Source organism: Streptococcus sp. k-628, from assembly GCF_013277475.1.
In the GTDB taxonomy this organism is placed as follows: Bacteria; Bacillota; Bacilli; order Lactobacillales; family Streptococcaceae; genus Streptococcus.
Genome location: NZ_VMMZ01000044.1, coordinates 20,636 through 35,141, shown reverse-complemented (window position 1 = coordinate 35,141; position 14,506 = coordinate 20,636). Strand labels below are relative to the sequence as shown.

The window sequence follows — 14,506 nt, the reverse complement described above, 5'->3', positions numbered from 1 at the left end:
GCACTTTTAATAACAACACCGATTTTGAAAATAATGATGTAAATAAAAAGGATGAAAAAATGAATTTTGAACAGCATGTTGAAGTTAACTATGATAGTTTAACAATGAGTGAAAAAGAGATGTTGCAGTTCATTGTTCAACATAAAGAATTAATTGTATCAAAAACGATAGTAGAAGTAGGAGAACTTTTATTAACTTCAAAAAGCACTGTTTTGAGATTAGCGAAGAAGATTGGTTTTAGAGGTTTTACAGATATGAGATATTCGATTCAAGATTCAATCTCTAAAACAAAATCAGTGGATAAAATAGACTTGTTATCTCAATTACAAATGGATATACAGAAAACATTTCGATTTGCTACAGAATTAGATTTTTTGCCCATTTTAAAAAAAATTTATGAAGCTTCCCAAGTAACATTGTATGCCACTGGTTTCACTCAAAACAATTTTACGAAAGAGTTGTCAAATGAATTATTCTTAAGTCATCGTCCAAATTATCTTGTTTCAGGGGAAACGAATTTTTCCATGCTAGCTGATAATTTGAATAAAGATGATTTAGTGATAATTACATCATTGAGTGGAAATACTAAAGGGATACAAACAACTATAAATAAATTAAATGCAAAGGGAGTTACTATTATTGGTGTAACGGAGTTTAGCGATAATTTTCTAAAGAATAATTCAACGTATCAATTGTTTTATGAAATTAGTAGAATAGACGAAAATCCAGACCTTGATAGTCGCTCTATGTCTTGCTTATATATAGTATTAATGATTCTGGCAAGAAAGTATAGAGAATTTGTAAATAAGTTAGGTGATTAAAGCTGATCATTCCTGATGTTTTTATTTGAAAAAAGACAGTAAAAAAGCGCAAAAAATCACTTCCTGTGCTATACTATAATTGAAATTTTTTTAGTTTGGGCGTTAGAACTGTTTCCTCAGTCCTATCGCCTTTTCTTTTTGATAAGTCTGTTTGGTGTAGAGTAGTTTGTAAATGATTCTGAGAATCTTATGAGCACAAGCAATAATCGCCTTCATCTTGCTTCCTCTTTGGGAAATTCGATTGTAAAAAGAAGAAAAAGCTGGATCCTTAGAATGTGCTACAATTAATCCCGACATGGTCAGAGCCTGTTTGATATAGCGATTTCCTTGCGTAATGTGTGAGGATTTTTTAATGCCAGCACTCTCATAAGATCCTGGGCATAGTCCAGCCCAGGATGCTAAGTGTGCATCGGATGGAAAGGCTGTAACAGTTGGTCTAATCTCAGCTAGAATAGTGGCAGCACAGTTTTCATTCACACCAGGAATGGTTTGAAGTATCCTATTTTCCTCAGGGAAACTCCTTTTCGATGTAGTGTTGAATCTCATCGGTCAATTTTTCAATGAGTTCCTGATACATCTGATATTCCTCTAAGCTCTGGTCTAAGAGGAAGCGATCTTCTAGTGACAACTTTCCTTCCATCGCTTCAACAAGTTCTTCTGGACTTGCTTTCACTCGCTTTTGGATACAAGGGATAACAGATTCTACATTAATGCTTTCTCCGTTAATAAATAATTTTAAAAGTGATCGCCCTGTCTTAGAAAAAATATCAGAAAGATAACTTGTTAGCTTGATATTAGCCCGTTGTAAGAGATTGTGAATTTCATTTTTGACTTGAGTTTGACGCTGCTTGTAAGAACGCATGCGACGTGTCAGTAAACGAAGCTGTACTACTTCAGGAGCAGGGATATAGGAAGGTTCAATTAGTCCGCAACGGCCGAGTTGAGCAATCCATTCGGCATCTTTCATGTCTGTTTTTCGACCAGGCACATTCTTGATATGTTGAGGATTGGCAAGTACCAAGACGAGATTAGAATCTGAAAAGATATTAAAGAGAGGGAGCCAATATTGCCCAGTACTTTCAAAAAAGACATGTATGACATGGTTTTCCACCAACCAATCTAAGGCATTGTGAAGAGCTACAGTAGTTGTCCCAAATTTCTTCTGAATTTTCTTTGGCTTATTAGTATCTAGTGGACAATCTAGAATACAACAAACAATGGATTTTTGGTGGACATCAATACCACAACACGTTTCAATCATGACTTCCATTATAAAAACCTCCTGTTAACTATTTGAACAATAGAACAAGAGGCTACTAGTAATTTTATTTTCATGCTCAAGGCATATTCGAGTTATCTCATGACTCTTGTTCATCCAGTTTTTTTAACAGGCTAGGAAAAGCCCTATTAGACACCACGGATTTGTATTGTTCATCTTCATTATAAGCTAAACTTCTTTTTCTGTCATGAGTTAGCAGGCTCTGCCTGCTTAGAGTTTTTATAGCTTAAAATAAAATTATGATTAACCTAAAAAATTTTAAAACGTTTTTAAAATGACTAAAATGATTACAGTACATTAGTTAAAAATGAAAAAGAAATTACATAGAAATATGGTATAATGTAACTAAAGGAGGTAGCGTATGTCCTTAGATATAGATAAAGAAAAGATGACAATCATGGGAGTCGCTTTTGAAAATCGGTCCGTTTTTAAGAGTGTTTGGTATGCTTTAAGTACAAATATGATTGAAGGATGGCGACCTACGGTTAGTGATGTTGAAAAATTACGAGATGAAGCTCTTGCTTTGGGGATGGCTTAATGAAGCGTAAATGTTATGATTCTTATGACTATATTGATCCGAATAATTTATATACCTATCCAGATTCTTCAGTTCTAAGAAATAAGCAGGAAGAACGAGATGAGCAAAAAGCACGCGATCTTGAATATCGTATGGTTGCTAGTAAGAGTTTGAAATTATTTATCAATCCTATCCCAGTTTATAGTGTAAAAGATATATTGAAAATTCATCAATTTTTGTTTGAAGATATGTATCATTGGGCAGGTGAATTTAGAAAAGTCAATATTTCAAAAAGTGGTAATGCTTTTATGCCGATTCAGTCTTTCGATACAGCACTCACTTACCTTAATAATTTGATAGATAGATTTCATGACAATGCTAATAGTAGAAAAGAAGTCATTCAGTTATTGGTCGAAATTTTAGATAATCTCAATTATTTTCATCCATTCCGTGAGGGAAACGGTAGAACGCAGAGGGAGGTTATTCGCTCTTTAGCTTTAATGAAAGGTTATGAATGTGAAATATCAATCGGTGATGATGATGAGATTTATCACCTGTATATGGATGGTACAGTTTATGGAGACAAAACTAAATTAACGAAGTTATTTGAAAAAATTCTTTTCAAGTTATGAGTTTATACATTCGACTACCCTGGATAAGAATGCTCTATTGTACTAGAATATTTTATGTAATCTGCACCTTAAAAGTTAGATTTTTTCTATTTAACTTTTAGGGTGCAGTTCATTTTGCTATGGCATGATAGTAAACCTTATGAGGTGTTGTAGCAAGTATTCAAATAAAAAGCGCATACTATCAGGCGTAAAAGCTTGATAGTATACGTTTTATCCTAGAAATATTTACTGGATGTTTTTCTCAAACTGACTTTTTAAGAAGTTACCTTATCAGCAATTTCAAATAAGTTTATGGAGCTATCTTTGGAAAAATTGTAGAGTGTCAAAGCTTACCACAGTCTTTAGCATTTCAATAATTTACATTGCTTACGTTTTGTTTTGATAAGTTTTACGGTAATCTCCAGGAGAAAGTCCAGTCCTTTGTTTAAAAATTTTAGTAAAGTAAGAATAATTATCATACCCTACTTGACAAGATACTTGTGATATTGAGATATTTGTTTGAGATAGGAGAGATTTAGCAGCATTAATGCGCTTATCCGTTATATATTTAACAAGAGTTTCTCCAGTTTCTTTTTTAAAAATTCTAGCTAAATGATCTGCGCTGAGATAAACCATATCTGCTAATATAGAACGATTTATATCCTCATAGTAGTGATGATCTATGTATTCGACGATGCGTTGAATACTATTTTTTTGGTTTTCAATGTTTGTTGCAAATTTCTTAGCATGTGACCAGTAATAATCAAAGTAATTCTGAAAAGATTCAATTGAATGAAAGCGTCGTTGGAATAAGAAATCATGAGTGCTGTTTTGGAATAATTTATGTGCCGAGATTCCATTTTGATCTAGATATATTCCTATTTGTTGAGTCCAATCTAGTAAAATTTGTTGTAGTGTGAAAGTAGGAATTTGAGAATTATAAGCAAGTGAATCAATTTTTTCTCTTAATTCATATTCGCTTAAGCTATCTAAAAAAGTAATTGAAAGAGTTTCTGTTTTGAAAGAAGTTGGGAAACTATGTGGAACACATGTAATAGTATTCCAATAAGAAACATACTGTTCATTATAAGTGTAGAGTTCTTTGGTATGAAATAAAATATCGTATAGTTTATGGCAACTCTTATATATAATGTTTGAGTATTTACTAAAGTTATTAGAAATTTGAGAATGAATCTCATATGCCAATTTGTCACTACGTTTGGATGAGTCTACTCTAAAGAGACAAACATATTGATCAACCTGGCTTTCCATCTTGAATAGACTTATCAGCTTATAAGAAGGTTGTGAAATTCTTTGAAGTTCTCTTTTTAGTTGAGAAGTCCATGATGGAGTTTCTGCAGAATAATCTTCTTCATTAAGATTGATTGTTAAAACTGCAAGGAAAAAATATTGGTGTTTTTTAAGAATAAAACCTTGTTTGCTTGCTATGTTTTCTAGCTCATCAATGCGAGAAATTTGAGGTTTTCTAAGATAATCATACCAGAAATTATCTTCTATTTGTAAAAGTGCATCATTTTTTCCGTTTAAGTTATGATTCTCAATTTTACTAATGGCTTTTTGAATAATAAATTCTAATTTTTCAAAGTTAATGGGTTTTAGATAGTATTCGAAGCTTTGTAATTCAATTGCTTTTTGAGCATAGTTGAAGTCGGCGTAATTGGTTAAAAAAATTGTTTTTATATCATATTTTTCATTTCTAATCCACGATAAGAGTTCGAGGCCACTACCTTGAGGCATTTCTATATCGCTTATCATGAGATCAATAGGATTCTCTCTAATAATATTTTGAGCTTGAGTGAGGCTATAGGCAACATAAACAGTGTCAATGTGTAGTTTAGCCCAATTTATTTTCTCTCGTAAAGCTTCAATGATAAAACGATCGTCATCAACTAATAAGATGTTCATTATAACCTCCGTCTATAATCTTGTATGGAATGAGTAAAAGAATTTTAGCTCCACCTTCTTCATTATTTTCAAATGCAACACTATAGTCATTAGGATAGAGAAGATTTAAACGTTCGATGGTGTTTGTAATCCCAATATGATGTCCATCTTCTGTTATTAGAGACTGTTTCTGATTTAGTTTTGATAAAATTTCTTCAGAGAAACCTGGACCATTATCCTCGATACAAATCTGAATATAATCTGAGTTCTCAGTTTTTACTTTTTTTATTGATAGTAAAATTGTAAATAAATCCTGAAATGAAAAACCGTGTTTGATTGTGTTTTCAATAAACGTTTGTAACAGTAACGATGGAACAAGAGTATTTTGTAGGTCATCATTGTAGTTTAGTGAAAAGTAGATGCTATTTCCATATCGAATTCGTTGTATTTCTAAATAATCTTTAATATGCTGAACTTCATCTTTAAGTTCTGAAAAATCTTGATTAGCCATAAATAAATGACGGAGATAATTTGAAGTTAGGATAGTTAACTCTTCAATTTCTTTATAGTTTTTTGTTTGAAGCATACTATGAATCATTGATAACATATTTAAGTAGAAATGCGGACGAATTTGGTTCTTAAGATAATTAAGTTCAATCTTCTTAAGTTCTAGTTGTGAATGGTATTCCCGTATTTTTAATTCTTGCATGTCAAAAATTACTTTATTAAGTTTATCATTTGCCTTATCAATTTCTAGTATACCTTCAGATATAAAAAATTCAGAAGGGGGGATGGAGTCCCCGAGTTGAGAGAGTCGTTCAGTGAGTCTTGTTATAGGTTTAATCATCCACTGACGAATATACAGGATAATGATGATTGATAAAATGGTGATAATGATAGGAACGGCTGATAAAAATACTTCTAAGAGTGTGATATTTCTAAAGACTTCGGCATAATCGACTAAAACATAAATATCGAAAGGTAAATGCGTTTTTTCATTTTGAGCATGAATCAGGTAGTTCTCGGAGGGTATATTGTTAGGCTCTTTTAGAGAAAGTTTACCATTATTTCCAATATTAAGTTTTCTTAGAGGTTTTAGGATATCTTCTGAAGATATGACGGCATAAATGATTTTTCCTTCGTAATGAACAGATTTAACTAAGTATTCGCTATTTTTAGTAGTTACATTTTTCCATTTACGGTCACTTATATCACTACGCAATGATTTTAGATTTGATTTTAACAGTAGATAATCTTCATATGGAATATAAAGATTGGAGACATTTATAAAATAATCAGTACTATCGGTTTCTAATAAGAATGTCATATGAGTTTCATTTTGATATTCAAACTCTGCAAAGCTAGTTTGAACTTTTTTGAGATTTTCTTGATAGTCAAGAAACGTTTGTACATGATTTAATTTCTCTAAAGATTCATTATGCGTTATTGTTGAGTACATAAAGCGTTCTACAGAATGCAATTTCTCATTAACAGAATCAGCATAAATTTCAATTGAACTACGTAGGTGTACTATATTTTGGTTTTTAATAAAATTTCTAGTTATGTTACTCATAGCAATATTGATTAAAATATTTATCAATAGTAGTACAAGTAGGAGTTTAAAGAAAAAATGAATGGAATGTTTTTTTGATAAGTCGTGATTTAATTTCATATACTATTCTCCTCTTAAAATTATAGCACTTTGAAAATACGATATCATGTAACAAAACAGATATGTTTTATCAAGATGTCGGAAAAGTAATAGTTTTTAAAATTAAAAAACTGAAAAATTGATAAACCTAGTCCAAAAAGTTCTATTAAGGGAATTCTATATGGTGTAAAATAATCGTAGAAAATCAGATAGGAGGAAAAAAATGAAAGTAGCATCTCAACTTCATAAAATAAAATTAAAGCATAGTATTCCGTTATATATATTACTTTTTCCTTCAATATTGCTATTAATTTTATTTTCCTATATTCCCATGTTGGGACTAATTATTGCATTTAAAGACTATTCACCAGCCAATGGTATCTTTGCTAGTCAGTGGGTAGGATTTAAGTATTTTACTCAATTTTTCTCATCATTCCAATTCGGGACAACTATGTTCAATACATTAAAAATTTCACTTTATAGTATTGTAGTAGGATTCCCCTTACCTATTATACTAGCTATCATTAGTAATCAGTTAAGAGTTGGGAAATTTAGAAAAATATTTCAAGTGACAACTTACTTACCCCATTTTATCTCTACAATGGTTATGTGTGGGATGATTATCTTATTTTTATCTCCTACTAGTGGTTTGTTAGCGAATGTATTTAAGTCTGTTGGAATCACTATTCCAGATTTTTTATCAAAACCTAGTCATTTTGCAGGTGTTTATGTTTGGAGTGATGTATGGCAACATATTGGTTGGGATAGTATTATTTATCTGGCGGCGCTTTCTGCAATTGATCCTACATATTATGAGGCTGCAACTATGGATGGTGCCTCTAGGTTACAAAAAATTCGGCATATAGAATTACCATTGCTTTTGCCGACTGCTATGATTTTACTAATATTAAGAGCAGGTAGTTTATTAAGTGTAGGGTTTGAGAAAGTGTTACTACTACAGAATCCACTTAATTTAGCAGGAAGTGAGATAATTTCGACCTATGTTTATAAAGTTGGTATGGTGAACTTTCAGTATAGTTATTCGACAGCTATAGGGTTATTTAACACCGTAGTCAATCTAATAATTTTGTTATCTGTTAACTGGTTCTCAAAAAGATATACTAGAACGGGTCTTTTTTAAAGGAAGGAGTGCTTAAAGTGAAATGGTTTCATAAATCAAGAAAAACAAACTCTGAATTATTATTTGATATAGTTACCTATGGTTTAGCAATTTTCCTTATCCTGTTAATTGTTTATCCGTTATGGTTTGTAGTGATTGCATCTTTTAGTAATCCTTCAGATGTTGCAAACGGGAAGGTATGGTTTATTCCAAGAGAATGGAAATTAGATGGATATTTACGTCTTATTCAACAACCTTTATTTTTGCGTAGCTATTTAAATACCATTTTATATACTGTTGTTGGTACCTTAGTTGCTTTAGTAGTCAATATTCCAGCTGGTTATGCTTTATCTAGAAAAGAATTAGTTGGTAGAAGGTGGATGAGTATTCTCTACATAATCCCTATGTTTGTATCAGGTGGCTTGATTCCTACCTACTTAACAGTAAAGAATGTAGGCTTGATTGATACATTTTGGGTAATGGTAATACCTTTTGCAGTTTCATCATACAATATTATTGTTGCTAGAACTTTCTTTAATAATAGTATTCCAGACGGGATGTGGGAGGCTGCGCAAATTGATGGCTGTGGTACAATTCGTTATTTTATTAAAATAGTTGTTCCGTTATCAAAAGCTATTATAGCAGTTATTGGACTTTGGACTGCAGTTGGTATTTGGAATTCGTGGTTTAATGCTTTAATTTATTTAACGAATGAAAATTTACAACCATTGCAATTAATTTTACGACGTTTACTAATTAGTAATCAAATGTTACAATCGCAAGCAACAGGAGAAGTGGCATCAGATCTTCGTATTAAAGCTGATATGATGAAATATGCAGCAATTGTTATTTCAACCGCTCCGATTATGTTGCTATATCCCTTTGTTCAAAAATATTTTAATCAAGGTGTAATGATTGGCGCCTTGAAAGAATAGGAGAAAAACATGAAAAATAAATCATTTACATATTTGTTCTTAGGAACAGTTACACTTGCTGGCTTAACAGCCTGTGCAAATTCCAATAATGCGAATAAGGACGATAAATCTGGAGAAGATTCTTATAAAATCACAACTGTTCGTTGGTCTGACTGGGGAGAAGATTATCATAAAGGTTTTCTAACAGATTCTGCCAAAGAATCCGGTATCGATGTTAAATGGGACACACTTGTAGCTGCAGATTGGGCAGATAAGAAATCTGTTTTGGTTGCTAGTGGAGATTTACCAGATGCGTTTTTAGGTTCAAATGCTTTTACAGATTCAGAAATTGCTCAGAACCAATCTTTATTTATTCCATTGGAAGATTTAATCAAAGAAAACATGCCAAATTTAACTAAGGCTATGGAAAAAGAGCCTAAGATTAAAGCGATGATTACTTCACCAGATGGTCATATCTACAGCCTACCTAAAAAATTACCGATGCGCCCTACTGTAGCTAATCAGCTATTTATTAATAAAAAGTGGCTGGATAATTTAGGATTAAAGGTTCCAGAAACGTATGATGATTTAGTAAAAGTACTACAAGAATTTAAGGATAAAGATGCGAACGGAAATGGAGACGCTTCTGATGAAATTCCATTCGGAGCAGGAAACTTTGATCCAACATTCTCATATATTCTTCCGTTCAATAATCGTTTAGGGGCAGATAATACATATGAAATGTCTGTAAAAGATGGAAAACCAGTCTACCTTCGTACAGAGGAAAGTTATAAACAAGGGATTGCAGCAATGCACGAATCTTATAAAAAAGGTTTGATTGATCCGGAAATCTTTACAGAAGATACCTCTATGAGTGTTGCGAAACGTATGGATAAGGGAGTATCTAGAGTAGGTGTTTCTAGTGGTTGGACAGCAGATGCAACGTTTGGCTTACATTCAAGTGAGTATATTGCTCTACCTGCTTTAAAAGGTATGGATGGAAAACAATATGTCTTTTCTGATCCAGATCATTACAACTATGGTCGCAATGAGATTTTGATTACAAATAAGAGCAAAAACCCTGCTAAATTATTGAAATGGTTGGATAAATTATATACAGATGAAGCAAGTATTCAGAATTTCTATGGATCATTTGGAATAGCTACTGAAAAGAATGGTGATAAGTTTAAAGTGTTACCTCCTAAAGATGGTAAATCAGCTGATGAATGGGCATGGATTAATTCACTTCGAGATTTTGGTCCTAAATACGTAAGCGATGATATCAATAGTCGCGTAGAAATCGATCAAACACAAGGTGATGGATTGAAATTGAAGATGGACCAAGATTTGAAACAATTTGCGTTGCCAGCTTACCCTAATGTGATTTATTCACAAGAAGAGCTTAACAAATTATCATCAATCTATGTTAGTATTGAATCCTATGTCAAACAACAAGCATCTAAATGGGTAGTTGAAGGCGGCATAGAAAAAGAATGGGACTCATACAAAGAAACTCTTAAGAATATGGGATTGGACGAATTTATGAAGATTCAACAGGAAGCATATAATCGTTACCAAAAAGAAGTCAAAGAGTAATACTTTATATGAACTCTTGGTTGTATAAACAAGGGACTAGCTAATTACAGGAAGCGAGACTGATAACATCAAATTATCTCGCTTCCTTTATTCTAATTTTTAAAGAAATTTGGAAATGTTTTTGTGCAACTGACATTCTAAAATATAGAGTTAAGACGATTGATTTTATGGAGAATATATTATGCAAAAATTATTTTCATTAGATGGAAAAGTGGTTAGAATTTTAACTTTTTTGACAGATTTAATTATTTTAAATACTCTATTTATTGTTAGTTGTATTCCAATAGTTACAATTGGGGCATCATTAACTTCTCTTACGACAATGTGGTATCGTATTTTAAAAGGTAAAGATACCGATATTGCTTATCATTATTTTCGGATCTTTAGACAAAATTTTAAACAATCAACTTTTATTTGGTTGTTTATCCTCCTAATAGAATTACTTTTATATGTGAACTATTGTCTTTGGGGCTATTCAAGTTTATTTTCAGAGTATAGTTTATTGTTAGTGTTGCCCTTTTTATTTGTTATAATACTTTTGATGAGTGTTATTTTCCCCTATATTGGTCTATTTAAAGATAATCTAAAAAATAGTATTGTAAATAGCGTATTAATTTGTATTTTAAATCCAATACAAGCTATCATGTTGGTTTTATTTAATATTTCTGTACTGTATATGAGTTTTAGTAGTCCAGAACGAGTTTTAACAGCTATTTACGTATTTACATTTGGGGGATTTGCTTTTTGCGGATTGATGAATGTAACGATAACAAATAAAATGTTTGATAAGGTAAAGAAATTTACTAAAAGGAGGAAAACAAAGTGAAAATTTTTAAGGGAGAGTTTTATCGAATCTCTGTATTAACAGACAAGTTAGTAAGGTTAGAATACTCTCAAACTGGAAGTTTTGAGGATAGAACGACACAACTTATCTATAATAGAGATTTTGGTCAAGTTTCGTTAGATTATATCGAGACATCAAACGTACTAGATATTATGACGGACTATTTTCATCTGCACTTTAATAAAGGAGAATTTAACGCCGAAAATTTATTTATAGAATTAAAAGGAAATTTTGCCGTATATGGTAGTCGTTGGTATTTTGGTGAATCTATTGAAACGTTAAAAGGAACAGCTCGGACTCTGGATAAGGCAGATGGAGCCATCCCATTAGAAGATGGAATTATTAGCCGAAATGGTATAGCCTTATTGGATGATTCTCAAGGATTTATTTGGGATGAACAGTCTGGTTATATTGAGAGAGAAAATCAAATTGACCTCTATTTCTTTGCCTATGGGCATGATTATAGAGGAGCAATCAGAGACTTTTATCATTTGACTGGTTCAACACCCTTGTTACCAAGATATGCTTTAGGCAATTGGTGGAGTAGATATTGGCCTTATACGTCGGATGAATACTTGGATTTAATAGACAGATTTGAAACAGAAAAAATTCCATTATCTATTGGTGTGTTAGATATGGATTGGCATATAACTGACATTCCAGCCCGTTTTGGAAGTGGCTGGACAGGATATAGTTGGAATAAAAACTTAATACCTAATCCAGAACAGTTATTGCAACAACTTCATGATAGAAAGTTAAAACTCTCTTTAAATGTCCATCCTGCTGATGGTATACGGGCTTATGAAGAAGCTTATCCTCGGGTCGCCAAACGATTGGGGTTGAATGTAGAATTAGAAGAACCAGCCATTTTTGATTTTTTTAATCCCTCTTTTAGGGAAGCTTACTTTAAAGATGTTCATTATAAGCTGGAAAAGCAGGGGGTAGATTTTTGGTGGATTGATTGGCAACAAGGGACACAAGGCATGTTGGATCCACTGTGGCTTTTAAACCATTATCACTATCAGGATAGTTGTAAAAATGCAGAAGGTGGCTTGATTTTATCAAGATATGCAGGGCCGGGTAGTCACCGATACCCTGTTGGTTTTTCAGGAGATACCATTATTAGTTGGAATTCCTTAAGATTTCAACCTTATTTTACAGCGACAGCATCTAACATCGGTTATAGTTGGTGGAGCCATGATATCGGTGGGCACATGCTGGGGGATTATGATGAAGAGCTACAAACTAGATGGCTACAGTTTGGTGTTTTTAGTCCGATAACTCGATTACATAGTTCTAGAAGTCCCTTCAATAGTAAAGAACCTTGGTTTTTTTCAGAAACAACATCTAAGATTATGAAGAAATACCTACGTTTGAGACATCAGATGATTCCATATCTATATACCATGAATGTACAGACACATGAGGAAGGTGCCCCTTTAATCAGCCCAATGTATTATTTTTACCCAGAGAATGATGAGAGCTATAATGTTCCAAATCAATACTTTTTTGGAACAGAACTGATGGTGGCTCCCATTGTAGAAAAGATGGATTTGGCATTCCAATCTGCAAAAGTAGATGTATGGTTCCCTGAAGGTGAATGGTATGACTTCTTTTTAGAGAAAAAGTACACAGGTGGTGTGAAGTTAAGTGTTTATAGAGACATCTCGACTATGCCTGTGTTTGCAAAAAGTGGTGCAATCATTCCCTTGGTTGGTTCTGAGATAGATATGGGTGTTGATTTACCTGAAATTGTAGATTGGTATGTATTCCCAGGCAAACAACATTCTTTTGAAATGATTGAAGATCAAAATGGTCAAAGATATAAAACAAGATTATCAATCGATTGGGAAATGGGGATGGTAGAGTTAGCATTACAAGGAGATTCTAGTATCGTTCCAAGTAATAGAAGACATAGAATTCATTTTAAAGGAACGAATGTGTCTATAATTGAATTGCCAAATAAGAATGATACAGCTAGATTTGAATGGAAAGATAATAAAAGGACATCCCTAAATGACGAAGTTTTTAGACTACTAAAAACGGCTTCTCTTCCATATGAATTAAAAGATAGATTATTAAATCAATTCATCAATGCCAAAAATTCTCATGAGTTAATGAATATCTTGCATCATCAGGATAAGGAATTGAGAGGGCGTTTGTTGGAAATGATATTTACTAGCGAAAACTAATTGAGATAATTAGAAAGTTATTTGTTTAGTGTATATGAAGATTCGGTATGGTATTTGTTATCATTGGTCACATTGAAAATATGAAATAAGCACCTACAACATAGACTTTACAACACTTCATGGTTCGATCCGTGAGGTGTTTTTCCATTTAAGTCAAAGCCCATCAAAAAATCTCACTATTCATTAGGCTAAAGGAAACCTGATCATAGTGAGATTGTGAATTATAGTAGTTTTTGTATTGCCTCTTCAATTTGTTTCGGGTCTGTTTTTGAAGAGAAGCGTTCAAAGACCTGCCCATCACGACCAATGAGAAACTTACCGAAATTCCATTCGATTCGTTTTCCCAGTGGGCCAGATTTTTGTTCTTTCAACCAAACATAGAGAGGATCTGCTTCCTTACCGTTGACCTTGATCTTGGCAAAACGTGGGAAGGTGGTCTGGTAATGTAGGCTACAGAAGGCGTTGATTTCCTCTGCGCTACCGGGGGCTTGTCCCATAAACTGATTGCAAGGGAAGTCTAAAATCTCAAAACCTTGTTCTTGATAGCGATCATAGAGTTCTTGAAGTCCTTGGTACTGGGGCGTTAAACCACATCCAGTAGCAGTGTTGGCAACCAAGAGAACCTTACCACGATAAGCATCTAGTGGAGTTGATTGGTTGTTTTGGTCTAAAACGGAAAAATCATAAAGTGAAGTCATGAGGGCCTCTTTTCTTTTTCTACATTGTAACAGTTTTTACTTTTTTCGTCGAGTCGGATGGAAGATGTTGTTGAAAAATAGGTCCTTGATATAATAGAAATCGTTTACAAATAGCTTAAAAAATGGTGTGGTTTAATTAAACCGATTTACTTAGTTCCTATTGATTTATTGGAGTGTATACATGCAAACAAAAACAAAGAAACTCATTGTGAGTTTGTCTTCACTTGTTTTATCAGGATTTTTATTATACCATTATCTGACAGTTGGAGCGGAAGAAACGCCTACGAATACCATTCAGAAAAGCCAGAAGTTCAGTATCAGCAAAGGGATACAAAAAATTTAGTTGAAAATGGTGATT

General features: G+C 32.8%; 14 protein-coding genes. 9 read left to right on the top strand and 5 right to left on the bottom strand.

Annotated elements, in window-relative coordinates:
* Positions 1–59: 59 nt before the first annotated feature.
* On the top strand, positions 60–821 hold the full coding sequence (locus tag HT730_RS06555; protein WP_050242680.1) for a MurR/RpiR family transcriptional regulator: 762 nt from the start codon (positions 60–62) through the stop codon (positions 819–821).
* Between the two features lie 102 nt (positions 822–923).
* Here the strand turns inward: HT730_RS06555 and HT730_RS06550 are convergent, their stop codons facing one another.
* Positions 924–1,367 (bottom strand): transposase, encoded by a 444-nt coding sequence (locus tag HT730_RS06550; RefSeq protein ID WP_078748264.1) that lies wholly within the window; start codon positions 1,365–1,367, stop codon positions 924–926.
* The gene (locus tag HT730_RS06545) at positions 1,330–2,091 is read right to left on the bottom strand and encodes an IS110 family transposase (protein WP_050242552.1); all 762 of its coding nucleotides are present in this window, start codon (positions 2,089–2,091) and stop codon (positions 1,330–1,332) included. The genes HT730_RS06550 and HT730_RS06545 overlap by 38 nt, the downstream gene beginning before the upstream one ends.
* Positions 2,092–2,461: 370 nt before the next feature.
* On the opposite strand from HT730_RS06545, the gene HT730_RS06540 reads away from it, so the two are divergent.
* Together HT730_RS06540 and HT730_RS06535 are read left to right on the top strand one after the other, a co-directional pair.
* Positions 2,462–2,638, top strand: coding sequence for a hypothetical protein (locus tag HT730_RS06540; protein ID WP_000050754.1), 177 nt, complete (start codon positions 2,462–2,464; stop codon positions 2,636–2,638).
* Positions 2,638–3,249, top strand: a complete 612-nt coding sequence (locus HT730_RS06535; protein WP_050242551.1) for a Fic family protein — start codon at positions 2,638–2,640, stop codon at positions 3,247–3,249. The genes HT730_RS06540 and HT730_RS06535 overlap by 1 nt, the downstream gene beginning before the upstream one ends.
* A gap of 366 nt (positions 3,250–3,615) precedes the next feature.
* Here the strand turns inward: HT730_RS06535 and HT730_RS06530 are convergent, their stop codons facing one another.
* Together HT730_RS06530 and HT730_RS06525 are read right to left on the bottom strand one after the other, a co-directional pair.
* The gene (locus HT730_RS06530; protein ID WP_173234225.1) at positions 3,616–5,154 is read right to left on the bottom strand and encodes a helix-turn-helix domain-containing protein; all 1,539 of its coding nucleotides are present in this window, start codon (positions 5,152–5,154) and stop codon (positions 3,616–3,618) included.
* A complete protein-coding gene (locus tag HT730_RS06525) occupies positions 5,135–6,805 on the bottom strand; it encodes a histidine kinase (protein ID WP_173234227.1) in 1,671 nt (556 codons plus the stop codon). Before HT730_RS06525 ends, HT730_RS06530 begins: the two co-directional genes overlap by 20 nt.
* A gap of 202 nt (positions 6,806–7,007) precedes the next feature.
* Here HT730_RS06525 and HT730_RS06520 point away from each other — a divergent pair, with 202 nt between their 5' ends.
* From HT730_RS06520 to HT730_RS06500, 5 genes are all read left to right on the top strand, one after another.
* Positions 7,008–7,925 carry an ABC transporter permease subunit gene (locus HT730_RS06520; RefSeq protein WP_000861540.1) on the top strand — a complete coding sequence of 306 codons (918 nt, stop codon included), beginning with the start codon at positions 7,008–7,010 and terminating at the stop codon, positions 7,923–7,925.
* Between the two features lie 17 nt (positions 7,926–7,942).
* Positions 7,943–8,839 carry an ABC transporter permease subunit gene (locus HT730_RS06515; RefSeq protein WP_173234229.1) on the top strand — a complete coding sequence of 299 codons (897 nt, stop codon included), beginning with the start codon at positions 7,943–7,945 and terminating at the stop codon, positions 8,837–8,839.
* Between the two features lie 9 nt (positions 8,840–8,848).
* Positions 8,849–10,414, top strand: a complete 1,566-nt coding sequence (locus HT730_RS06510; RefSeq protein WP_004256278.1) for an extracellular solute-binding protein — start codon at positions 8,849–8,851, stop codon at positions 10,412–10,414.
* Between the two features lie 181 nt (positions 10,415–10,595).
* Positions 10,596–11,240, top strand: a complete 645-nt coding sequence (locus HT730_RS06505) for a YesL family protein (RefSeq protein WP_173234231.1) — start codon at positions 10,596–10,598, stop codon at positions 11,238–11,240.
* Positions 11,237–13,450, top strand: a complete 2,214-nt coding sequence (locus tag HT730_RS06500) for a TIM-barrel domain-containing protein (protein WP_173307139.1) — start codon at positions 11,237–11,239, stop codon at positions 13,448–13,450. The genes HT730_RS06505 and HT730_RS06500 overlap by 4 nt, the downstream gene beginning before the upstream one ends.
* A gap of 221 nt (positions 13,451–13,671) precedes the next feature.
* Here HT730_RS06500 and HT730_RS06495 read toward each other — a convergent pair whose 3' ends face one another.
* Positions 13,672–14,148 (bottom strand): glutathione peroxidase, encoded by a 477-nt coding sequence (locus HT730_RS06495; RefSeq protein ID WP_173307138.1) that lies wholly within the window; start codon positions 14,146–14,148, stop codon positions 13,672–13,674.
* Positions 14,149–14,329: 181 nt separating this feature from the next.
* Between HT730_RS06495 and HT730_RS10675 the strand changes: the two genes are divergently transcribed.
* Positions 14,330–14,491: a hypothetical protein gene (locus HT730_RS10675; protein ID WP_345890427.1), complete on the top strand. Its 162-nt coding sequence runs from the start codon at positions 14,330–14,332 to the stop codon at positions 14,489–14,491.
* Positions 14,492–14,506: the final 15 nt, after the last annotated feature.

Bases quoted from the DNA above. Each gene is read 5' to 3' on its own strand.
- HT730_RS06555 (WP_050242680.1), top strand. From the start codon at position 60: ATGAATTTTGAACAGCATGTTGAAGTTAACTATGATAGTTTAACAATG.
- HT730_RS06550 (WP_078748264.1), bottom strand. From the start codon at position 1,367: ATGAGATTCAACACTACATCGAAAAGGAGTTTCCCTGAGGAAAATAGG.
- HT730_RS06545 (WP_050242552.1), bottom strand. From the start codon at position 2,091: ATGGAAGTCATGATTGAAACGTGTTGTGGTATTGATGTCCACCAAAAA.
- HT730_RS06540 (WP_000050754.1), top strand. From the start codon at position 2,462: ATGTCCTTAGATATAGATAAAGAAAAGATGACAATCATGGGAGTCGCT.
- HT730_RS06535 (WP_050242551.1), top strand. From the start codon at position 2,638: ATGAAGCGTAAATGTTATGATTCTTATGACTATATTGATCCGAATAAT.
- HT730_RS06530 (WP_173234225.1), bottom strand. From the start codon at position 5,154: ATGAACATCTTATTAGTTGATGACGATCGTTTTATCATTGAAGCTTTA.
- HT730_RS06525 (WP_173234227.1), bottom strand. From the start codon at position 6,805: ATGAAATTAAATCACGACTTATCAAAAAAACATTCCATTCATTTTTTC.
- HT730_RS06520 (WP_000861540.1), top strand. From the start codon at position 7,008: ATGAAAGTAGCATCTCAACTTCATAAAATAAAATTAAAGCATAGTATT.
- HT730_RS06510 (WP_004256278.1), top strand. From the start codon at position 8,849: ATGAAAAATAAATCATTTACATATTTGTTCTTAGGAACAGTTACACTT.
- HT730_RS06505 (WP_173234231.1), top strand. From the start codon at position 10,596: ATGCAAAAATTATTTTCATTAGATGGAAAAGTGGTTAGAATTTTAACT.
- HT730_RS06495 (WP_173307138.1), bottom strand. From the start codon at position 14,148: ATGACTTCACTTTATGATTTTTCCGTTTTAGACCAAAACAACCAATCA.
- HT730_RS10675 (WP_345890427.1), top strand. From the start codon at position 14,330: ATGCAAACAAAAACAAAGAAACTCATTGTGAGTTTGTCTTCACTTGTT.